Source organism: Vreelandella mediterranea (genome assembly GCF_970647075.1).
This window is the reverse complement of the sequence record NZ_OZ310198.1, coordinates 1,100,289-1,120,233: the sequence shown is the minus strand read 5'-3', so window position 1 is coordinate 1,120,233 and position 19,945 is coordinate 1,100,289. Positions and strand designations below refer to the sequence as shown.

At 59.8% G+C, this 19,945-nt stretch carries 18 protein-coding genes and 5 tRNA genes; 15 read left to right on the top strand and 8 right to left on the bottom strand.

Features of this window, described 5'->3' with window-relative positions; all coding sequences use genetic code 11:
- The first annotated feature begins 64 nt into the window (after positions 1-64).
- The 8 genes from lolB (at position 65) to ACWFVE_RS05240 (ending at position 5,512) form a co-directional block, all read left to right on the top strand.
- The gene (gene lolB, locus ACWFVE_RS05275) at positions 65-727 is read left to right on the top strand and encodes a lipoprotein insertase outer membrane protein LolB (RefSeq protein ID WP_447528233.1); all 663 of its coding nucleotides are present in this window, start codon (positions 65-67) and stop codon (positions 725-727) included.
- The gene (gene ispE, locus ACWFVE_RS05270; RefSeq protein WP_447528232.1) at positions 724-1,593 is read left to right on the top strand and encodes a 4-(cytidine 5'-diphospho)-2-C-methyl-D-erythritol kinase; all 870 of its coding nucleotides are present in this window, start codon (positions 724-726) and stop codon (positions 1,591-1,593) included. The genes lolB and ispE overlap by 4 nt, the downstream gene beginning before the upstream one ends.
- 30 nt (positions 1,594-1,623) lie before the next feature.
- Positions 1,624-1,698, top strand: a tRNA-Gln gene (locus ACWFVE_RS05265).
- A 59-nt stretch (positions 1,699-1,757) separates the two neighbouring features.
- Complete coding sequence (locus ACWFVE_RS05260) at positions 1,758-2,699, top strand: ribose-phosphate pyrophosphokinase (protein ID WP_447528231.1); 942 nt, start codon at positions 1,758-1,760, stop codon at positions 2,697-2,699.
- A gap of 103 nt (positions 2,700-2,802) precedes the next feature.
- On the top strand, positions 2,803-3,453 hold the full coding sequence (locus tag ACWFVE_RS05255) for a 50S ribosomal protein L25/general stress protein Ctc (RefSeq protein ID WP_447528230.1): 651 nt from the start codon (positions 2,803-2,805) through the stop codon (positions 3,451-3,453).
- Between the two features lie 147 nt (positions 3,454-3,600).
- Positions 3,601-4,182: an aminoacyl-tRNA hydrolase gene (pth, locus tag ACWFVE_RS05250; protein ID WP_447528229.1), complete on the top strand. Its 582-nt coding sequence runs from the start codon at positions 3,601-3,603 to the stop codon at positions 4,180-4,182.
- Positions 4,183-4,239: 57 nt separating this feature from the next.
- Entirely contained in the window at positions 4,240-5,331 is a 1,092-nt protein-coding gene (gene ychF, locus ACWFVE_RS05245) for a redox-regulated ATPase YchF (RefSeq protein ID WP_447528228.1), read from the top strand.
- Between the two features lie 104 nt (positions 5,332-5,435).
- Positions 5,436-5,512 (top strand) — tRNA-Met (locus tag ACWFVE_RS05240).
- 65 nt (positions 5,513-5,577) lie between these two features.
- Here ACWFVE_RS05240 and ACWFVE_RS05235 read toward each other — a convergent pair.
- Positions 5,578-6,921, bottom strand: coding sequence for a M18 family aminopeptidase (locus ACWFVE_RS05235; protein WP_447528227.1), 1,344 nt, complete (start codon positions 6,919-6,921; stop codon positions 5,578-5,580).
- A gap of 140 nt (positions 6,922-7,061) precedes the next feature.
- Here ACWFVE_RS05235 and ACWFVE_RS05230 point away from each other — a divergent pair, with 140 nt between their 5' ends.
- Positions 7,062-9,149, top strand: a complete 2,088-nt coding sequence (locus tag ACWFVE_RS05230; RefSeq protein WP_447528226.1) for a carboxy terminal-processing peptidase — start codon at positions 7,062-7,064, stop codon at positions 9,147-9,149.
- Between the two features lie 249 nt (positions 9,150-9,398).
- Here the strand turns inward: ACWFVE_RS05230 and ACWFVE_RS05225 are convergent.
- The 3 genes from ACWFVE_RS05225 to ACWFVE_RS05215 form a co-directional block, all read right to left on the bottom strand.
- Positions 9,399-9,474, bottom strand: a tRNA-Asn gene (locus ACWFVE_RS05225).
- Positions 9,475-9,528: 54 nt separating this feature from the next.
- Positions 9,529-9,604, bottom strand: a tRNA-Asn gene (locus ACWFVE_RS05220).
- 47 nt (positions 9,605-9,651) lie between these two features.
- Positions 9,652-9,727, bottom strand: a tRNA-Asn gene (locus tag ACWFVE_RS05215).
- Positions 9,728-9,919: 192 nt separating this feature from the next.
- Between ACWFVE_RS05215 and miaB the strand changes: the two genes are divergently transcribed.
- The 6 genes from miaB (at position 9,920) to ACWFVE_RS05185 (ending at position 15,829) form a co-directional block, all read left to right on the top strand.
- Entirely contained in the window at positions 9,920-11,278 is a 1,359-nt protein-coding gene (gene miaB / locus ACWFVE_RS05210) for a tRNA (N6-isopentenyl adenosine(37)-C2)-methylthiotransferase MiaB (RefSeq protein ID WP_447528225.1), read from the top strand.
- Positions 11,279-11,364: 86 nt separating this feature from the next.
- On the top strand, positions 11,365-12,453 hold the full coding sequence (locus ACWFVE_RS05205) for a PhoH family protein (RefSeq protein ID WP_447528224.1): 1,089 nt from the start codon (positions 11,365-11,367) through the stop codon (positions 12,451-12,453).
- Positions 12,450-12,911, top strand: a complete 462-nt coding sequence (gene ybeY, locus ACWFVE_RS05200; protein WP_447528223.1) for an rRNA maturation RNase YbeY — start codon at positions 12,450-12,452, stop codon at positions 12,909-12,911. Before ACWFVE_RS05205 ends, ybeY begins: the two co-directional genes overlap by 4 nt.
- Positions 12,912-12,983: 72 nt before the next feature.
- Positions 12,984-13,868 carry an HlyC/CorC family transporter gene (locus ACWFVE_RS05195; protein WP_447528222.1) on the top strand — a complete coding sequence of 295 codons (885 nt, stop codon included), beginning with the start codon at positions 12,984-12,986 and terminating at the stop codon, positions 13,866-13,868.
- 55 nt (positions 13,869-13,923) lie between these two features.
- Positions 13,924-15,405 carry an apolipoprotein N-acyltransferase gene (gene lnt, locus ACWFVE_RS05190; protein ID WP_447528221.1) on the top strand — a complete coding sequence of 494 codons (1,482 nt, stop codon included), beginning with the start codon at positions 13,924-13,926 and terminating at the stop codon, positions 15,403-15,405.
- 85 nt (positions 15,406-15,490) lie between these two features.
- Positions 15,491-15,829, top strand: a complete 339-nt coding sequence (locus tag ACWFVE_RS05185; protein WP_447528220.1) for a hypothetical protein — start codon at positions 15,491-15,493, stop codon at positions 15,827-15,829.
- A 148-nt stretch (positions 15,830-15,977) separates the two neighbouring features.
- On the opposite strand, the gene ACWFVE_RS05180 is transcribed toward ACWFVE_RS05185, so the two are convergent.
- The 4 genes from ACWFVE_RS05180 to ACWFVE_RS05165 all read right to left on the bottom strand — a co-directional run bounded on the left by ACWFVE_RS05180 (position 15,978) and on the right by ACWFVE_RS05165 (position 19,696).
- A complete protein-coding gene (locus ACWFVE_RS05180; RefSeq protein WP_447528219.1) occupies positions 15,978-16,556 on the bottom strand; it encodes an SCO family protein in 579 nt (192 codons plus the stop codon).
- A gap of 51 nt (positions 16,557-16,607) precedes the next feature.
- Positions 16,608-17,063: a copper chaperone PCu(A)C gene (locus ACWFVE_RS05175; RefSeq protein WP_447528218.1), complete on the bottom strand. Its 456-nt coding sequence runs from the start codon at positions 17,061-17,063 to the stop codon at positions 16,608-16,610.
- Positions 17,064-17,262: 199 nt separating this feature from the next.
- Positions 17,263-19,110, bottom strand: a complete 1,848-nt coding sequence (gene phaC / locus ACWFVE_RS05170) for a class I poly(R)-hydroxyalkanoic acid synthase (RefSeq protein ID WP_447528217.1) — start codon at positions 19,108-19,110, stop codon at positions 17,263-17,265.
- 106 nt (positions 19,111-19,216) lie between these two features.
- Positions 19,217-19,696, bottom strand: a complete 480-nt coding sequence (locus tag ACWFVE_RS05165) for a phasin family protein (protein ID WP_447528216.1) — start codon at positions 19,694-19,696, stop codon at positions 19,217-19,219.
- Positions 19,697-19,945 lie beyond the last annotated feature (249 nt).

The window sequence follows — 19,945 nt, the reverse complement described above, 5'->3', positions numbered from 1 at the left end:
GACAGGCCTCGTTAACGACTTTTCTTGAACGATTCAAGACGCACCACCGATATGGAGTTTCGCTATGCTGACCACCCGCTCGACTATCTCGCTGGGCCACGCCTGCCCCCGGCCCGCCCGCGCCCTTCTAACCGGCGCGGCGCTTTTGATACTGGCCGGGTGCGCCACCCAAGCGCCCATGGATGAAAGCGGCCGCCAGGCGGGCCAGTGGGAGCGCCAGCAGGCCGAGGTGGAAGCTTTCGATAGCTGGACGCTGGTCGGCAAGGCCGGACTGCGCACCCCCCAGGAGAACACCAGCGCCAACCTGGACTGGAACCAGACCCCGTTTTATTTTCGCATGTTGATCAGCGGCCCCTTCGGCGGCGGACGTAGCGTGCTGGAAGGCCGCGAAGGCCGCTTTTCGCTGACCACCGGCGAAGGCCGTTTCGAAGCCGAAACGCCGGAAGCGCTCATGGAGGAGCAACTGGGTTGGTCGCTGCCGGTTCGCGCCATGCCCGACTGGGTGCGTGGCCTGCCAGGCGATGATTCGAGCTACCAGCTCGAAACCGACGCGCTGGGCTTTCCAAGCCACCTTGAACAGGACGGCTGGGAAATCGACTACCGCGACTGGGAAGAAGTGGACGACATGTGGCTGCCGCGCCGGCTGGTCATGAGCGTCGATGAAGTACGCATCACGCTGGTGGTCAACCAGTGGCGCCCCCGGGATGACGAGGAGCAAGCCCCGTGAGTAACGATACCGCCGGTGAGCAACTGACGCTTTTGGCCCCGGCGAAGCTCAACCGTATGCTGCACATTACCGGCCGTCGCGAGGATGGCTACCATACTCTGCAGACGCTGTTTCAGTTTATCGATGTGTGCGACGAGCTGACGCTTGGCCTGCGCGATGACGGCGCCATCACGCTGGAGGGCGCCGTCGAGGGGGTCAGTTTCGACGACAACCTGATCGTGCGCGCGGCGCGTAAACTCGTTGCGTACCGCCAAAGTCCGAAGCTTGGGGTGGACCTTTCGCTCACCAAGCGCCTCCCCCTGGGCGGCGGGCTCGGTGGCGGAAGCTCTAACGCCGCCACCGCACTGGTTGGACTCAACCGGCTCTGGAACCTTGGCCTTACCCCCACCGAGCTTGCCCGAATTGGCCTTTCGCTGGGCGCGGACGTGCCGGTATTCGTTCACGGCCACAGCGCTTGGGCCGAGGGCGTGGGTGAAGAGCTCACGCCCGTCGACCTGGACACCCCCTGGTTCGTGGTCCTTCACCCCGGCGTGAGCGTCTCGACCCCCGTGATCTTTCAAGACCCGGAATTGACACGCGCAAGCCGCCCCATTACTATGGCGCGCGCACTGCAGGGGGGAGCGGCCACGTGGCGTAACGACTGTGAAGCAACGGTCAAAAAACGCTATCCGCCGATCGCTTGCGCGCTAGAGTGGCTTGGTCAGTATGCGCCAAGCCGCGTGACCGGCACCGGCGCTTGTTTGTTTGCAACGTTCGAAACAGAGCACGCCGCGAAAGCCGTCGCCGACAAGGCGGGTCAGCGCTATCAGGCATGGGTGGCTCGTGGGCTAAACACCTCTCCTCTACACGATGCGCTGGGCGGCTGAAAGCGCCCGGTCATCACATTAGGTCATCGTTGGGGTATCGCCAAGTGGTAAGGCACCGCTTTTTGGTAGCGGCATTCCCAGGTTCGAATCCTGGTACCCCAGCCAACCTAACCATGATCTATCGTTTTCTCCCCTGATCCCCAACACTGCAAAGGTGGCTGCGCGTGTCAAAATTGATGGTTTTCACCGGGAATGCCAATCCCGAACTCGCTCGTAAAGTGGCTGAAAGCCTCGACAGCCGTATGGGCAACGCCACGGTGGGTCAGTTCAGCGACGGCGAGATTGCCGTCGAGATCAATGAGAACGTGCGAGGCAAGGATGTATTCATTCTTCAGTCCACCTGCGCTCCGACCAATGACAACCTGATGGAACTGATCCTGATGGTTGACGCGCTGCGCCGCGCTTCGGCGACGCGCATTACCGCGGTACTCCCCTACTTTGGCTACGCCCGTCAGGATCGCCGCGTGCGCTCTGCCCGCGTGCCCATCTCGGCCAAGGTCGTGGCCGACATGATGGTCAAGGCCGGGGTCGACCGCGTGATGACGATGGACCTGCACGCCGACCAGATCCAGGGCTTTTTCGATGTGCCGGTGGACAACGTCTACGGCTCGCCGATTCTGCTCGACGATATCGAGCGTCAAAACTACGACGACCTGGTCGTGGTATCCCCGGATGTAGGCGGCGTGGTGCGCGCTCGGGCCATCGCCAAACAGCTCAACGCCGACCTTGCGATCATCGATAAGCGCCGCCCTCAGGCCAACCAGGCCCAGGTGATGCACATCATCGGTGAAATCGAAGGGCGCACCTGCGTGGTGGTCGACGACATGATCGACACCGCCGGTACCCTTTGTAAAGCCGGTGAAGCGCTCAAGGACCGCGGCGCCGCCCGCGTGGTCGCCTACGCAACACACCCGATTTTGTCTGGCCCTGCCATCGACAACATCACGAACTCTGTACTGGATGAAGTGGTCGTGGCCGACACTATTCCGCTGGCCGAGCATGCTCGTCGCAGCGGAAAAATTCGCCAGTTGAGCGTTGCCGGCCTGATTGCGGAAGCGATCCGCCGGGTCAGCAACGAAGAATCTGTCAGCGCGATGTTCCACTAATAGCGGAACTGCCTGACGATAAAGCCCCCTTCTGGGGCCTTGAAAGCGTCGTCGCCTGGTCGCGGTCGGCGGGGCTTTCTTACTTAAACCATGAGGCACCAACATGTCCGATTTTACTCTGAAAGCCGACATTCGTAACGACCTGGGGAAAGGTGCGAGCCGCCGCCTGCGTCGTGCGAACCAGCAAGTTCCCGCCGTCATCTACGGTGGCGAGAAAGCACCGGCGTCTATCGCTGTCGAAAAAACCGCGTTCTACAAGGCGATCGAAGACGAATCCTTCTTCTCCTCAGTGATCACCCTGGTCATCGACGGTAAAGAAGAGCAGGTTGTCGTGCGTGACCTTCAGCGTCACCCCTACAAGCCGCTTCTGACTCACGCCGACTTCATGCGCGTTGACGCCACTCACGAAATCACCATGAACGTGCCGCTGCACGTGACTGGCGAAGAGAAGTGTGTCGGCATCAAGGACCAGGGCGGCGAACTGCACGTCATGGCCAACGAAGTAGCCATCAGCTGCTTGCCGAAAGATCTGCCGGACTACCTGGAAATCGACATCGCAAGCGTCGAGCTGGGTACCACCCTGCACCTGTCCGACCTGAGCTTGCCGGCTGGCGTCTCGTCGGTCGACCTGGCCCACGGTGAAGGGCACGACCACGCCATCCTCAACATTACCGAGATCAAGGATCGTATTGAAGAGGAAGAAGGTGAAGAAGGTGAAGGCGAAGGCGAAGGCGAAGAAGGCAGCGCCGAGTAAGCGCATCGCATTTGGCTTACCCGTGCCGATTGGGCCATGCCCGCATGGCCCATGAATGCTAAAATCAAGCGCCTCGGCGCTTGATTTTTTTTGTCAGATAACAGGCTTTCGGCCGAGAACATCTTGTTAAGCGATGGAGGTGGGAACATGAGCCAAGTAATGGCGATCATTGGGCTTGGCAACCCCGGGCCCGAGTACGACGCCACGCGTCATAACGCGGGCTTTTGGCTGGTAGATGCCCTCGCTCGCAGCGCCCATACCGAGCTTCGCCCGGAAAAAAAGTTTCTGGGGCTCTACGCCAAGGTGCGTATTGGCGACCATGAACTGCACCTTCTAAACCCCACCACCTTCATGAACCGAAGCGGCGCCGCCGTCGCGGCCATGGCCCAGTTTTTCAAGCTCGCCCCGGACAACCTGCTCGTCGCCCACGATGAGCTCGACCTGCCGCCAGGCCAGTCGCGCTACAAAACCGGTGGCGGCCACGGCGGCCACAACGGTCTTCGCGACATCATCAGCGCCCTGGGCAATCAAAAAGACTTTCATCGGCTGCGCATCGGTATTGGTCATCCCGGCGAGGCCCGCCAGGTCACCAATTTCGTTCTTGGCCGCCCCGGCAAGGCAGAGCTCGAAGCCATCGAGCGCTCTCTCGATGAGTGCCAAGCCACCCTGCCCCTCGCGCTCCAAGGCGACTGGGCTAAAGCCATGAACCAACTACATAGCGTAAAATAGCCAGACGCTTCCATTTCAAGGCGGCTTCATCAAGCGCGCCCAGGTCAGGACATTACTATGGGTTTTAACTGCGGTATCGTTGGCCTACCCAACGTAGGCAAATCCACGCTCTTCAACGCGCTCACCAAATCCGGCATCGATGCGGAAAACTTCCCGTTTTGCACGATCGAGCCCAACGTCGGGATCGTGCCCATGCCCGACCCCCGGCTCGACAAGCTCGCCGAGATCGTCAAACCTCAGAAAGTGCTGCCCACGACCATGGAGTTCGTGGACATTGCAGGCCTGGTGGCGGGCGCCTCCAAGGGCGAAGGCTTGGGCAACAAGTTTTTGGCCAATATTCGCGAAACCCAGGCGATCGCCCACGTGGTGCGCTGCTTTGATAACGACAACGTGATTCACGTTTCCAACCAGGTGGATCCGCGCGCGGATATCGAAACCATCAACCTGGAACTGGCCCTGGCGGATCTCGACACCGTCGAGAAAGCCAGCCAGCGGCTGGTGCGCTCGGTGAAAGGCGGCGACAAGGACGCCTCGGCCACCAAGGCGATTCTGGACAAGATCGAGCCGCACCTGGCCGAAGGTATGCCGCTTCGAAGCTTCGGCCTCTCCGACGACGAAAAGCACCAGGTGAAAAGCTTCGGCTTTTTGACCCTGAAGCCGACCATGTACATCGCTAACGTCAACGAGGACGGCTTCGAGAACAATCCGTATCTGGATATCGTCAACGAAATCGCCGCCGAAGAAGGCGCGGTGGTGGTGCCGGTGTGCAACCAGATCGAGGCCGAGATCGCCGAACTCGACGACGAGGAGCGCAGCATGTTCCTGGCCGAGATGGGCATGGAAGAGCCGGGGCTCGACCGCGTGATTCGCGCCGGCTACGCCCTTTTGGGCCTGCAAACCTACTTCACCGCTGGGGTGAAGGAAGTACGCGCCTGGACCGTCAAGGAAGGCGCCACCGCCCCGGAAGGCGCCGGTGTGATCCACACCGACTTCCAGAAAGGCTTCATTCGCGCCGAGGTCATCGCTTATGATGACTTCGTGTCCCTGGGCGGCGAGCAAGGCGCCAAGGACGCGGGCAAGTGGCGTTTGGAAGGTAAGGAGTACATCGTCAAGGATGGCGACGTGATTCACTTCCGCTTCAACGTTTAAGCGTATAAATCGCTGATTCGCCGCGATTAGGCTTTTTTTGACGATTGAAGCAGCAAGCACTTGACGGGTGGCGGCGCGCTTTGTAACATTCGCCCCCGTTGAACGGCTACATAGCTCAGCTGGTTAGAGCACATCACTCATAATGATGGGGTCCCCTGTTCAAATCAGGGTGTAGCCACCAGCTTTTAGAAAAAGCCCGCTAACTTGGTTAGCGGGCTTTTTTGTGCGCGTTTATCAGCAATCGGCTCAGAGCACCGGACGATTCAGAAACGCCACGAGTGCCTGAACCAGGTACGTTACGTCCCGGGTGCCCGCGGTTTCACGAATCGAGTGCATCGCCCACTGGGGTACGCCCACGTCGATGGTCGGCACGCCCACCTCGGTGGCCGTTATCGGCCCGATGGTACTGCCACAGCCCATGTCCGCGCGGGTCACGAAGGACTGCACCGGCACGTTCGCCTCGCGGCACACGTCGCGAAACAGCGCACCGGTCACGCTGTTGGTCGCGTAGCGCTGGCTGGCGTTGACCTTGATCACCGGGCCTGCGTTGATAGCCGGGCCGTGGCGCTCGTCGTGCTTGTCGCGAAAGTTCGGGTGCAGCGCGTGGGCGTTGTCGCAGGAGATCATCAGCGAGGACTGAATCAGTTGAATCAGCGCCTCCTCCCCTCCTTTACCGATCTGGCCATTGATGCGCTTGAGCACATCGCCCAAAAACGGCCCTTGGGCGCCGCAGGCGCTCGCGCTGCCCACTTCCTCGTGGTCGTTGGCCACGAACAGCGCGCCCTGCTCGCCATCGCACGTTAGTAGCGCTTCCAACCCGATAAAGCACGAAAGCAGGTTATCCAGCCGGGCGCTAGCTACCAGCTCTTTGCCCACGCCTACCAGCGAAGGCGGCTGTAGATCGTAAAAGCCCAGCTCGAAATCCACTACCTCGATCCCCTCGAGGCCGTGCTCCTCGTTCAGCCACTGAAGCAAAAGCGAATCGAGCGTGGCGTCTTCGCTTTGCATCAACACCGGCGCCATCTGGGTTTGGGGGTTGATGGGGCGGCCGCCGTTGACGTCGCGGTCCAGGTGGATCGCAAGACTCGGGATCATGGCCACCGGGTCGGCGACATTGAGCAGCACGCTTTCGAGCTTTCCATCCGCGTGGCGGATATGCACGCGCCCGGCCAGCCCCAGGTCGCGGTCGAACCAGGGCGCCAGCAGTACGCCGCCGTAGACCTGCACACCCAACTGAAGCCAACCCGCCGAACGCTGGGTCGCTTCGGGCTTTAACCTGAGCCCGGGGCTGTCGGTATGGGCGCCGATCATACGCAGGCTCTCGAGCCCCTTTTCATCGAGCCCTTTTTCATCGAGCCCTGTCGCAGGCAGCTGAAAAGCGATGATCGAGGAGTCGTTGCGGGTCACGAAGTAGCGCTGCCCCGCTTTTAGCTGCCAATCGGCCCGCTCATCCAGACCTGTAAAACCGTTTTGCTCCAGCCGCTCGACCATTGCCTGGGTGGCGTGCCAGGGCGTGGGCGATTGCGCCAAAAAATCGCATAGCCGCGTCAGGCGTTGCGCCTCGACCGGCGTGTTGTCGACCGCGTTCAAATGATTGCCCCTTATCAGAAAATGAGTGAGTATCACAGAGTAAATGACCTGCTACAATGCTCTTTCGGCCTACGCAACTCATGGGCTGGCTGAATGTCTAGGGAGCGTGTATGACTATAAATTCCGGGAGAGCCTGACTGATGAGCTTGTTTGCAACGCTTTCGCGCTCGGTCGCCGTTGCCGTGATGCTGGTAGTGACCAGCCCGGCACTTGCGCAAATCGAACCGACCGACGAACAACGCCAAGCGGCAGTGGAGATTGGGGATGCACTGCGCTACGGCCACTACGCGAACATCGATTTCGATGCGCAGTGGTCCCAGGAAGCTTTCCAACGCTATTTGGATATTCTGGATAACCAGCGTAGCTATCTTCTAAGTCGCGATATCGAACCCTACCGCCATTTAGAAGACGACATGGACCAGGTGCTGTTCGAAGGCGAGCTTGACGACGCCTTCGCGCTGTACAATCGCTTGAACGAGCGCCACACCGAGCGCCTCGAGTGGCTTTTAGAGCGTCTGGACGAAGGCCTGTCGTTCGATTTCGAAAGCAATGAGCGCCTTGAGATCGACCGCGAAGACGTCGCCTGGCCGACACGCGAAAGCGAGCTCGACGAATTGTGGCGCAAGCGTTTGGAAAACGATGCGCTGACACTGGCCCTCAGCGACCAGGACGATGAGCAGGTCGAAGAGAATCTGCGCCAACGCTACGAAGGTCAGCTGACCCGGCTGCGTCAAACCGAAGACGAAGACGTATTCGGCATTCTGATGGCGGCCATTTCCAGCACGATCGACCCGCATACCGGCTACCTCTCGCCGCGCCAAAGCGAATCCTTCGACATTCAAATGAGCCTTTCGCTGGAAGGTATCGGCGCCTTGCTCCAGGCCGACGGCGAGTACGTCAAGGTCTCGAGCCTGGTACCCGGCGGCCCGGCCGACCGCGCCGGCGTGCTGGAGCCTGCCGACCGCATCACCGCGGTGGGCCAGGAAGACGGCGAAATGGTTAACGTGGTCGGCATGCGTTTGGACAACGTCGTCGATTTGATTCGCGGCCCCAAGGGCTCCGTCGTACGCCTGGACGTGGTACCCGCCCAGGCCGTGGACATGACCCGCTCGCAGATAGTGGAGATCACTCGCGACACGGTCAGCCTCGAAGACCAGGCAGCGCACGGTGAAGTCATCGAAGTCGAGCGCGACGGCGAGCCCCACCTGATCGGGGTGATCGATGTGCCCACCTTCTACGTCGACTTCGACGCCTGGCAGGCCGGCGAAGAGGAGTATCGCAGCACCACCCGCGACGTGGCGCAGGAAATCGAATCGCTCAAGGAACAAAACGTCGAGGGTATCGTGCTGGACCTGCGCAACAACGGCGGCGGCGCGCTGCAGGAAGCCAACTCGCTGATTGGGCTCTTCATCGATCGCGGCCCTACCGTTCAGGTACGCGACGCCCAGGGGCGTATCCAACTCTACGGCGACACCGACGCCGGCACGCTCTATGACGGCCCGCTGACCGTATTGACCAACCGCCTCTCCGCCTCGGCCTCGGAAATCTTCGCCGGCGCGATTCAGGACTACGGGCGCGGCCTGGTGGTCGGCGCCTCGACCTTTGGCAAGGGCACCGTCCAAACGCTCAACGACTTAAGCCACGGCCAGATCAAGCTGACCCGCGCCAAGTTCTACCGGATCTCCGGCGAGAGCACGCAAAACCGCGGCGTCGAGCCGGACATTACCTTCCCGAGCCTGATCGACCCGGAGCGCATCGGCGAAAGCAGCCTGGATAACGCCCTGGCCTGGGATACGGTGCAAAACGTTCAGTACCGCCGCTACGGTAACCCGGAAGACTTTATCGACGCCCTGACGACCCAGCACCAGCAGCGCGCTCAGCAGAACCCGAACTTCCTTTATCTGGAGCGTCAGTCGACGCTTGCCCGCCAACTTCGCGAGCAGCACACCAGCGTCAGCCTGAACCGGGAGCAGCGCCAGCGCGAGCTGGAAGCCCAGGAAGGCGAGCAGCTTTCGCTCGAAAACCAGCGCCGCCGAGCGCTTGACCTCCCCGAGCTCGAGGAGTGGATGGATGCCCGTCTGGACAACTCCGAAAACGGCGCGCCCATCGAGGAAGACGAAGAGGACGACGAAGAAATGCCCGTCGACCGCGCTCACGTGCTCGAAGCCGCCGAAGTAATGCTCGACTACACCCACCTCAAAAACGCCCAGCGCATGGCCCAGCGCTAAGCGCACGCAGCGCTGCTCTACAAAGCCACTCACCACACGGTGAGTGGCTTTTTTAGCGCCAGCGTAAATGCCATGCACAGCGTTATCTACCTTGGGCAAGGATCGGCCCAAGCAGACTCAAGAGTATGGATGAAATAAAGAAAAGACAGCAACGCGAAAAAGACGCAACAAAGTGACGTCAAAGAAGAGACGATCTGATGATCAAACAAAGAAGGGAGGGGAAGTAATAAACGACCAGGTCGTTTTAGATGGCTCCTCGAACAGGACTCGAACCTGTGACCCAATGATTAACAGTCATTTGCTCTACCAACTGAGCTATCGAGGAATCATGCTTATCTGAAACGGCTATGCGAAACAGATAATAAAATCGGGAATAGCTTGGCTCCTCGAACAGGACTCGAACCTGTGACCCAATGATTAACAGTCATTTGCTCTACCAACTGAGCTATCGAGGAACAACCTTAAGCTATTGTATTTGAACAAGAACCAACACGCAATGTATTGGCTCCTCGAACAGGACTCGAACCTGTGACCCAATGATTAACAGTCATTTGCTCTACCAACTGAGCTATCGAGGAACTGCTCAAACACGGTGCGTAGTATACGCATAGAATCGTTTGGGTCAAGCATCGATTATTTTTGAGCGCTAGCCGCTGGTTTGATGTATCCGTATAATAGCCCCACTCCTAATGCACCTGCGCGCCCCGAGCGCGGCCCGTAGATACTCCATTCATTTTCGTCTGACGACGATCCATAGACGACAGGTACCGATGGCGAAGAAGCTCTTCATCAAAACGCACGGCTGCCAGATGAACGAATACGACTCCTCTCGTATGGCGGACCTACTCGGCGAATCCCACCAGATGGAACTCACCGATAACGAGAAAGAGGCCGACGTGATCCTGCTGAACACCTGCTCCATTCGCGAAAAGGCGCAGGAGAAGGTGTTTCACCAGCTGGGGCGCTGGAAAAAGCTCAAGGACGCTAACCCGGATCTGGTGATCGGCGTGGGCGGCTGCGTGGCAAGCCAGGAAGGTGATGCGATTCAAAAGCGCGCGCCCTTTGTGGATATGATCTTTGGCCCGCAAACGCTTCACCGGGTACCGGCCATGATGGATGCGCGCAGCGGCGCGTCGGCGTCTGCCAACCAGATCGCCGCGGTCGATGTCACCTTCCCGGAAATCGAGAAGTTCGACCACCTGCCCAAACCGAGCTCCGACGGCGCGACGGCCTTCGTTTCCATCATGGAAGGCTGCTCGAAGTACTGTACCTTCTGCGTGGTGCCCTACACACGCGGTGAAGAGGTATCCCGCCCGTTCGAGCCGGTGATGGACGAAGTCATCCACCTGGCCGACCAGGGCGTGCGCGAGATCAACCTGCTGGGCCAGAACGTCAACGCTTACCGCGGTGAAAACCAGCTGGGTGAAGAGATCGACCTTGCCGAGCTGATCGCCTGCGTGGCGGCGGTGGAAGGCATCGACCGCGTGCGCTTTACCACCTCGCACCCGGTGGAATTCACCGACAGCCTGGTAGATGCCTACGCCGAGATACCGGAGCTTGTCAGCCACCTGCACTTACCGGTTCAATCGGGCTCGGACAATATCCTTTCCGCGATGAAGCGCGGCCACACCCGCCAGGCCTATATCGACAAGATGGAGCGCATCCGCGCCAACCGCCCGGATATCAGCTTCTCCTCGGATTTCATCATTGGCTTTCCCGGCGAGACCGAGCAGGATTTCGAAGACACCATGGATCTGATCCATCAGATCGGCTTCGATCACTCCTTCAGCTTCGTTTATTCGGCGCGCCCGGGCACCCCGGCCTCCGGCCTCGAGGACGAAACGCCGGAGAGCGTGAAAAAGCAGCGTCTGGCGATTTTGCAGGACCGTATCCTTCAGCAGGCCGCGCAGATCAGCCGCCGCATGGTGGGGTCGACCCAGCGCATTTTGGTCACCGGCTTCTCGCCGAAGGACCCGGGTCAGCTCTCCGGGCGCACCGAGAATAACCGGGTAGTGAACTTCCGCGCGGCCAACCCGGCGGACTTCATTGGCTACTTCGTCGATGTCGAAATCACCGAAGCACTGCCCAACTCGCTGCGCGGCGAGCTCACCTCCCCCCAGCGTTTTTGACGCGTATTTAGCCCAGGTAATTGCTCAAAGCAAGCCCTGGGCAGTAAGCTCTGGTTTACACACATCAACGAACGGGTCCACAACTTTTGAGCCAGCCATCATCTCAGGCCAACCGTATCATCACTCTAAGCCTTGAACCCAATGACCCGCAGCGCCTCGCTAGCCTTTGCGGGCAGCGCGATGAGCACTTGAAGCTCATCGAAGACCGGCTGGACGTCACGCTGAGAAACCGTGGCAATATCTTTCAGTTGGCCGGGCCGGCAAACCGTATCAAGGCCGCGTCCAACGTGCTGGAGCACCTGTACCGCGAAGCCGCGGCCAGCGAGCTCTCACCGGACACGGTGCACTTGTTCCTGCAAGAATCGGGACTCGAGTCGTTGGACGAGGACGAAGAAAACGAAGACGGCAGTAGCGAAGTGATCATGCGCACGCCGCGCACCATGATCAAGCCTCGGGGCTTGAATCAGCAGCGCTACGTCACAAGCGTGCGTGAGCACGATATCAACTTCGGTATCGGCCCGGCGGGTACCGGTAAGACCTACCTGGCCGTAGCCGCGGCGGTCGAGGCGCTCAACAACCAGGAAGTACGCCGTATTCTACTGGTGCGCCCGGCGGTCGAGGCTGGCGAGAAACTCGGCTTTCTACCCGGCGACCTGGCTCAGAAGATCGACCCCTACCTGCGCCCTCTTTATGACGCGCTTTACGAGATGATCGGCTTCGAGCAGGTCGCCAAGCTGATCGAGCGTCAGGTGATCGAGATCGCCCCGCTTGCCTACATGCGCGGGCGTACGCTCAACAACGCCTATATCATTTTGGATGAGAGCCAGAACACCACGCCGGAGCAGATGAAGATGTTTCTGACGCGGATTGGCTTTGGCTCGACGGCGGTGATCACCGGGGACGTCACCCAGGTGGATCTACCCAAGGGCCAGCGCTCCGGTCTCATCCAGGTGCTGGATGTATTGAAGGACACCCCCGGGATAGGTGTGACGCATTTTGCCGCGAAGGACGTGGTGCGCCACCCCCTGGTTCAGCGCATCATCGAAGCCTACGATGCGTTCGAGTCCGAGCAGGAAGCCCAGGAGCGCGCCCAGCGTGAGGCGCGCCAGCAAGAGCGTGAAGCACGCCTGGCCTCGCGCGATCATCACTCAGCGGGCGGAGACGGGTCGCGATGACCGATATCGTGATCGACCGCCAGGTGGCGGTCGAGGCTAAAGAGATCCCTACACTCGAACAGCTCACCCAATGGGTGGGCTGTGTGTTTTCTCACCATCCGGATGACCCCCGCCGCGAGTTGACGATCCGCCTGGCCGATCCCCAGGAGAGCCAGGCACTGAATCGCGACTACCGGGGCAAGGACAAACCCACCAACGTGCTCTCGTTTCCTTTCGAGTGTCCGCCCGGGCTAGAGCTTCCTTTACTGGGCGATCTGGTGATTTGCCACGAGGTCGTCGTCAACGAGGCGCTCGATCAGCAAAAAAACCTCGACCACCACTACGCGCACATGGTGATTCACGGCACGCTGCACCTGCTTGGGTACGATCATATCGACGACGACGACGCCCAGGTCATGGAAGCGTTGGAGCGTCGGCTGCTTGCAGGCCTTGATATCCCCGACCCGTACTGCGTATAACGTTTATTTTCCAGACGTATCCCGATACACCTGTCCGTCACGAACTAGTCCGTAACCAAGAGATCCGACGCAATGAGCGAAGACCCATCGAGCACGTCCAATCAAAAATCCTGGCTCGAGAAACTCTTTGGCGCCCTCACTGGTGAATCCGACGAACCCAGCTCCCGTGATGAGCTGCTCACCTTTTTGCGTCACACCGCCGGCAAACTGAAGCTCGATCAGGATGCCATCATGATCATCGAAGGCGCGCTCGAGATCAGCGACCAGCAGGTGCGCGAAATCCTCATCCCCCGCTCCCAGGTCTCGGCAATCGCCATCGACCAAACCAGCGACGGCTACCTGCCGCTGATTCAGGAAACCGGCCACTCGCGCTACCCGGTGATCGGCGAAAACCTCGATGACATCAAGGGCATTCTTTTGGTCAAGGACCTGCTGCCATTGCTGTCGCAGTCCCAGGAGCGCCGGGATGCGTTTTTGCTGGAGGACGTGCTGCGCCCGGCGATGTTCATCCCCGAGTCCAAGCGCTTGAACAGCCTGCTAAAGGAATTTCGCGATACCCACAACCACATGGCCGTGGTGGTGGATGAGTATGGCGGCACCGCGGGCATCGTCACCATCGAAGATATTCTCGAGCAGATCGTGGGTAATATCGAAGACGAGCACGATACCGATGAAGAGGACGCCATTCGTCGACTCGACAACGGCCATTTCGCCATCCGCGCCCTCACCCCGATCGAGGACTTCAACGAGCGCTTCGATACCGACTTTTCCGATGACGAGTTCGACACCGTGGGTGGCCTGGTCATGCAGCAGTTCGGCCACCTGCCCGGGCGCGGCGAGCACACAAACCTTGGCGGCTGGCACTTTATCGTTTTGAACGCCGATAACCGGCGCATTCGCCTGCTCGAGGCCTACCGCGACAGCAACGAAACCGCTACCGCGACGGACACCGACTAACCCGAACCCGGCGCCTTTAAATCGTTGGCTTTTACTTCGCTCACAGGATATCGCTATGGGCTTTACGTCTCGGTTCGCTTTTCAACTGCTCGCCGCCCTGATCGCGGGCGGCTTCACCACGCTAACGGCCTCTCCTTTCGAGCTTTGGTGGTTGGGCCCGGTCGCGGTAGGGATGCTCTTTGCAGGTATTCACCACCTCTCCCCCGGCCAGGCCGCACTCAAGGGGTGGGCATTTGGGATTGGGCTCTTTGCCACCGGCACCTCCTGGGTGTACGTTTCGATTCACGACTACGGCTATACCGGCGTGCCGCTGGCGGTGCTTTTAACCGGCCTTTTCGTGGGCGTACTGGCGCTTTTCTACGCGCTGTCGTTCTGGGTGTTTCGCCGCTTTGCCGGCGAGCGCCTGACGTTTTTGAGCTTTGCGGGTATCTGGGTGCTGGGCGAGGTACTGCGCACCTATCTGTTCACCGGCTTTCCCTGGCTTTTATTGGGCTCGTCTCATGTGGACTCGCCGCTTGCCAACTGGGCGCCGCTGGGCGGGGTGTATCTTCTTTCGCTGCTGGTCGCCCTCAGCGGCACGTTAGGCGTTATGGTGCTGCGCCGACACTTCTGGATGGCGCTACCTCTGGCAGCCATTTGGCTGATCCCCCTGGCACTCCCCCAGCTTTGGACCACTCAGGCCAACCAGCCGACCCGTGTGGCGCTTTTGCAGGGTAATCTTTCGCAGCTGATCAAGTGGACGCCGGAGGGCCAGCGCGCCGCTGCGGATATCTACACGGAGCTGACCCAAACCGTCAGCGGTGAAGCGGACCTGATCATCTGGCCCGAAACCGCGGTGCCGATGTTCGAGTACCAGGCGCGCCCCGTGCTCGAGCGCCTCCAGGCGGATCTGCCCGAACAAACCGCGCTGATGACCGGTATCGTTCAGCTCGACGAGCAGAACCGTTACTTCAACAGCATGATCGGCGTGGGCAACGTCTCCGGCAGCTACCAAAAAGAGCACCTGGTGCCCTTTGGCGAGTATCTGCCGCTCGAAAGCCTTTTGCGCGGTGCGATCGACTTTTTCGATCTGCCCATGTCGAGCTTCGCCAAAGGCGAATCGGTTCAGGCACCAATGGAAGCCGGCGGCCTGCGTATCGGCAACGCGATCTGCTACGAAATTATTTATCCACAGCTGGTCGCTAGCCGGGCGCTTGAAAGCGACGTGATCGTGACGGTCTCCAACGACACCTGGTTTGGCGCCTCGATCGGCCCGCATCAACACCTGCAGATGGCGCGCCTGCGTGCGCTGGAGAACGGCCGCTATGTACTGCGCGCCACCAGCAACGGTATCACCGCGATCATCGACGCCCGGGGCAACGTGGTGGACCGCGCCCCGCAGTTCGAGACCACCTCGCTGACCGGTGATTTCTACGCCATGCAGGGGCAGACGCCGTTTACTCGAATGGGCAGCCTGCCGATCTGGATACTGGCCGCGCTGATGAGCATGGCGGGGCTTTTACGCGCGCGCACAGAGCGGCGCAAGACACTGCTTTAAAGATGGCTTTCAAACGCTGGCGGGTGCGTCATTATGGCCCAAAGCGCCCGCTTGACTGGGAAGGGCGCGGTGGCATAATGAGTTCATGCTTAAATCTCGCCCCTTCCTACTGTTGATTGTCCTTCCCCTCGCTTTCATGGCGATCGTGGGGGCGGCCATCTTTGGCAGCCAGGCACTCTCGGCCAGCAAAGTGGATCAACAGATCCAGTCGGCGATCGCCGCCGAGCTCGACACCGAGCTTCCCGTAGAGCTTTCACAGCTGCAGGAAATCCAGTACGGCTACGGCGTCTGCGGGCTCTATAAAACCGCGCATTCCGAGAATGGCTATGCGTCGTTTTTCTACGACACCACCAACGAGCGCCTGACACTGGACGTCAATTCACGCCTTTATACGTCCAACTGCGGCCTTTCGTCGGTCTGCTAAGTTAGCCCATTGAGACGGGCCGAACGTCCAAAAGAGTGCTCAAAAGCGACCATTAAAAAAGCGCCCTGCGGGGCGCTTTTTTGTGCCTGGCTTTCGAGCACTCTTTCGAGCATTTTTTTGAACTACCTTGTGACCTATCCCTCTTGACCTATCCCTCTGCGATTACGCGGCGAAGGTCGGCGAGCACGTCCTGATCGGAGTGCGGGTCGCGCACCAGAAAGCGTGGCTCGCCCTCTTCGTTGAAGGCAAACACGGCGCTCGAGTGATTGACGATATAGTCGCCGCGCTCGTTGGGCTCTTCGAAGGTGTAAGAGATCCGGTAGCGGTTGGTTAGCGCGTCGATCTCCTGCTTATCGCCGGTCAAACCGGTAAATTCGGGGCCGAAGGCGTCAGTGTAGCGTTTGAGCACCTCGGGCGTGTCGCGGTTCGGGTCAACCGAAATCAGCAGCATTTGTACGTCGTCGCGCTCTTGCTCGTCGAGCCGGTCGAGGATCGACGCAAAACGCGCTAGCGTCAGTGGACACACGTCCGGGCACTGGGTGTAGCCAAAGTAGACCAGGGTGGTTTTACCGCGGTACTCCTCGGCACTCGCCGCCTGACCGTCGTCGTTGGTTAGGTCGAACTCGAGCGGCGGCATGATCTCTTCGATGTCGGTGGTGCGAAAGGTCTCGTCACTACAGCCCACCAATAAAGCCGCTGCCAGCAGCGGCCATAGCACTTTTTGCATACTCACTATTCTCTACCCAGGGTATTCAAGATCGGGTATTGACGCCGCACGTTAAAGCGACGCGGGGGACACCACGTCGAAGGTGACCGGCAGACGCTCTTCTTCGAACTCGAGCGTTACCTCGACCTCGTCACCCTCTTGTAGCGCGTCGACGCGCTGCATGAACATCAGGTGATGACCGCGCGGTGCAAAGCTGAACGTTTCGCCGGGGGCGATCTCGATATCTTCGATGGCGTGCATGTGCGCCATGCCGTCGTGCTCGGTGCTTTCGTGCATCTCGACCTTTTCAAAAGCATCGCTTTCGGCGCCGATGAGTGTAATGGCGGTGTCGCCGTCGTTGGCGATGTCAAAGTAGCCAGCACCGGGCGTATCCCCCGGCACCAGGCTCAGGCGTGGGTTGGACACATTGATAGTGCTTGCCTGAGCGCTGACCGCTCCCAGCAAAACGGCGGCGCCCAGCAGGACGGGAACGACGCTCCGCTGTACGAATTTGAGTGTATCGAGCATGCATGATCTCCTGAGCAGGCGTTCGGCTTGAGGCAGCGGCGTTTCAGCCCGGTGCCGCAAACACTCATTATACGCTATTACCCTACGCCCTTTAGAAGCGCCGCCCTCCCGATGCGACAATTTGCCTGAGCGCATGGACCTAAAAAAGCCCGACGCGCCGGGCTTGATCGTGCGTGGCCCTGGTCACTTTACATCAGGGTCACTCTACATCAGGGGTCTCGCCAAGAACGTCGGGGATGGATTGGCGCACGTAGCGCCCGGGGGCGGGTTCGACCACGCTCAGCCCGCCCTCTCCCGGTACGCGCGCTGCCACCTTTTTTTGTGCATCGGCATAGCCATTTTGGGTCATCCACGCCTGCCAGTGCGGCCACCAGGACCCCTCGTTGTGCTGGGCGCCCTCGAGCCAGGCGTCCGGATCCGCGGGCAGGGTATCGTTGGTCCAGTAGCCGTACTTGTTCTTGTGCGGCGGGTTCACGATGCCGGCAATATGGCCAGAGCCACCCAGCACGAAGGTGACCGGCCCTTTGGGCAAAAGCGCGCCATGGTAGGTACTGTTCCACTTTGCGATGTGGTCCTCTTTGGCGGAGACGAAATAGCTTGGCGTGGAGACCTTGCGAAGGTCGATCTTCACGCCATCGAGTTCGATGCCACCGGGCTCGACCAAGCGGTTTTCCAGATACATGTGGCGCAAATACCAACCGTGGGTCGCGGCGGGCAGGTTGGTGCCGTCGGTGTTCCAGTAAAGCAGATCGAACGCAGCGGGTACGTCGCCCTTCAAGTAGTTGTTGATGAAAAACGACCAGAAAAGATCGTTTTCCCGCAGCAAATTGAAGGTGTAGGCCATGGAGCGGCCATCCAGATACCCTTTTAACTGCATGGACTGCTCGATCCCCTGCACGACGGACTCGCTCAAGAAAACGCCGATATCCCCCGGGTCGCGAAAATCCTGCAGCGTGGCCATGTAGGTGATGGATTTCACTTTACGCCCGCGGCGCGTGCTGTTGAGGTACGCCACGGTCGAGGCCGCCAGCGTGCCGCCCACGCAGTAGCTCATCAGGTTGACCGACTTCTCGCCACAGGCTTTTTCGATCGCCTCCATCGCGCTGATCGGCCCCATCTGCATGTAGTCCGCCCAGGTGACGTCGTGCTGTTCGGGGCCGGGGTTTCGCCAGGAGATCAAAAAAACGCTGTGGCCCTGGTCCACCAGCCACTTCACCAGCGAGTTGTCCTCGCGCAGATCCAGAATGTAGTACTTGTTGATCCAGGGCGGCAGGATCAGAAGCGGCGTTTTGAAAACCTGTTCCGTGGTAGGCGTGTACTGGATCAGCTGGATCAGCTCGTTTTCAAACACCACCGAGCCTGGCGTGACGGCGATGTTGTCGCCGATACCGAATGCCTGGCGGTCGGTCATGCGTACGTTGATGCCCTCGGCGGAGTTGGCCAGGTCCTCGCGCAGGCGGGTCAGCCCGTCTACCAGGTTTTGCCCTTTGGTTTCCATCGTGCGCCGCACGACTTCCGGGTTGGTGGAAATAAAGTTGGAAGGCGACATGGCGCTGACCAGCTGGCGGGCGTAAAAGGTGAGGTGACGCTTGCTCGTTCCTTCGAGCCCGTCCAGCTTGCCGATCAGCTCGTCCACGGTTTGCGAAAAGAGCAGGTACTGCTGCATCAAGGAAAGATAGAACGGCTCACTGGTCCAGGCGTCGTCCTTGAAGCGGCGATCCCCTTGAGCGGGTTTGATCAATGGCGTCACCGTCTCGCCGGCAAGGCTGCGCATACCCTGCTGCCATAAAAGCCACTGATCCTGCATTAGCCGCGTCTGGGTTTCCCACAAAAGGGTCGGGTCGCCCATCAGCGACTGGGCGGCCGCCTCGAAGCTCTGACGCATATCGCCGTAAACGGAATCGGCAGCTTCGCTGGGCGCCATCTTGCCAAGCAGTTCTTCCATCAGTCCCTGGTACTGCTCGCCCACTTCCTCCAGTACGCTTTTCCAGGCGGCCATCTCGGCCTGGCTCAGGCCTTGCGGCGCCGTGTTCCACGCTGACTGCATACGTTGCCTCCCTGCGCTTCGGCGACGCGCTGTTGCCGAGGCGCTTTTACCTCTTTACCCAACGGCTAAAAAAGACGGCGCCCGAAGGCGCCGTGAGCATTACCGATTACTTCTTGCGAGTAGATTCGCTGCTGGCCTGGCCGCTGGGGTCGCCGCCCTTGGCGACGTTGCTCGCCTGCTCGCTCATTTTGCGTCCGGCTTCGTTTGCCTGCTCGCGCATTTGACTGCCGGCGGCGTTGGCCTGCTCGCCCATCTGGCGGCCGGCATCGCTGAAGAGCTTCTCCATTTCGGACTTGAACGTCATGCTCATTTCGCCCATGGCGCGCGCGTCTTCCTGCATCTGCTCGGAAAGCTCTTTCATCATCTCGGCCTGCTGGGCGCCGAAGTCGCGCATGCTCTCGGCATCGCTTACGTCGGTTGCGCGGCGCACGCGATCAGAGCCCATCTGAGTGTAGCGCTGCATCGCTTCGAGCTGGTAGTGGGTCAGCTTCTGCATGTTGTCGAGCATCAGCGAGTTCATTTTACGCATCGGCTCGAACATCTGGCGGGTCTGACTGTTGAAGGCATCAAACATTTTGTCCTGCATGGTCCTGGCTCCTTTCAAGGCAATGAGGTCACATCAATGTATGTAGAGAGGTTCTACATCGCTTTTTTATACACGTTATGCTGCGCGAAGAGAGGCTTGCATACTCGTTGACCCATCGCCCAGCAAGCGCCGTTTCATAAGGCCTGATACCATCCAAAAATCCGCTTTTAAAAAGACGGCACGTCTCTTTTGTAACCCGAAACAACCCTTCGGCGCTACCAAAAGCGTAGTGACTGGCGCCGCGTTTGG

Excerpts from the sequence above, each read along its gene's own strand:
- lolB (WP_447528233.1), top strand. The coding sequence starts at position 65 with ATGCTGACCACCCGCTCGACTATCTCGCTGGGCCACGCCTGCCCCCGG.
- ACWFVE_RS05255 (WP_447528230.1), top strand. The coding sequence starts at position 2,803 with ATGTCCGATTTTACTCTGAAAGCCGACATTCGTAACGACCTGGGGAAA.
- pth (WP_447528229.1), top strand. The coding sequence starts at position 3,601 with ATGAGCCAAGTAATGGCGATCATTGGGCTTGGCAACCCCGGGCCCGAG.
- ychF (WP_447528228.1), top strand. The coding sequence starts at position 4,240 with ATGGGTTTTAACTGCGGTATCGTTGGCCTACCCAACGTAGGCAAATCC.
- ACWFVE_RS05230 (WP_447528226.1), top strand. The coding sequence starts at position 7,062 with ATGAGCTTGTTTGCAACGCTTTCGCGCTCGGTCGCCGTTGCCGTGATG.
- miaB (WP_447528225.1), top strand. The coding sequence starts at position 9,920 with ATGGCGAAGAAGCTCTTCATCAAAACGCACGGCTGCCAGATGAACGAA.
- ybeY (WP_447528223.1), top strand. The coding sequence starts at position 12,450 with ATGACCGATATCGTGATCGACCGCCAGGTGGCGGTCGAGGCTAAAGAG.
- ACWFVE_RS05195 (WP_447528222.1), top strand. The coding sequence starts at position 12,984 with ATGAGCGAAGACCCATCGAGCACGTCCAATCAAAAATCCTGGCTCGAG.
- lnt (WP_447528221.1), top strand. The coding sequence starts at position 13,924 with ATGGGCTTTACGTCTCGGTTCGCTTTTCAACTGCTCGCCGCCCTGATC.
- ACWFVE_RS05185 (WP_447528220.1), top strand. The coding sequence starts at position 15,491 with ATGCTTAAATCTCGCCCCTTCCTACTGTTGATTGTCCTTCCCCTCGCT.
- ACWFVE_RS05180 (WP_447528219.1), bottom strand. The coding sequence starts at position 16,556 with ATGCAAAAAGTGCTATGGCCGCTGCTGGCAGCGGCTTTATTGGTGGGC.
- ACWFVE_RS05175 (WP_447528218.1), bottom strand. The coding sequence starts at position 17,063 with ATGCTCGATACACTCAAATTCGTACAGCGGAGCGTCGTTCCCGTCCTG.
- phaC (WP_447528217.1), bottom strand. The coding sequence starts at position 19,110 with ATGCAGTCAGCGTGGAACACGGCGCCGCAAGGCCTGAGCCAGGCCGAG.
- ACWFVE_RS05165 (WP_447528216.1), bottom strand. The coding sequence starts at position 19,696 with ATGCAGGACAAAATGTTTGATGCCTTCAACAGTCAGACCCGCCAGATG.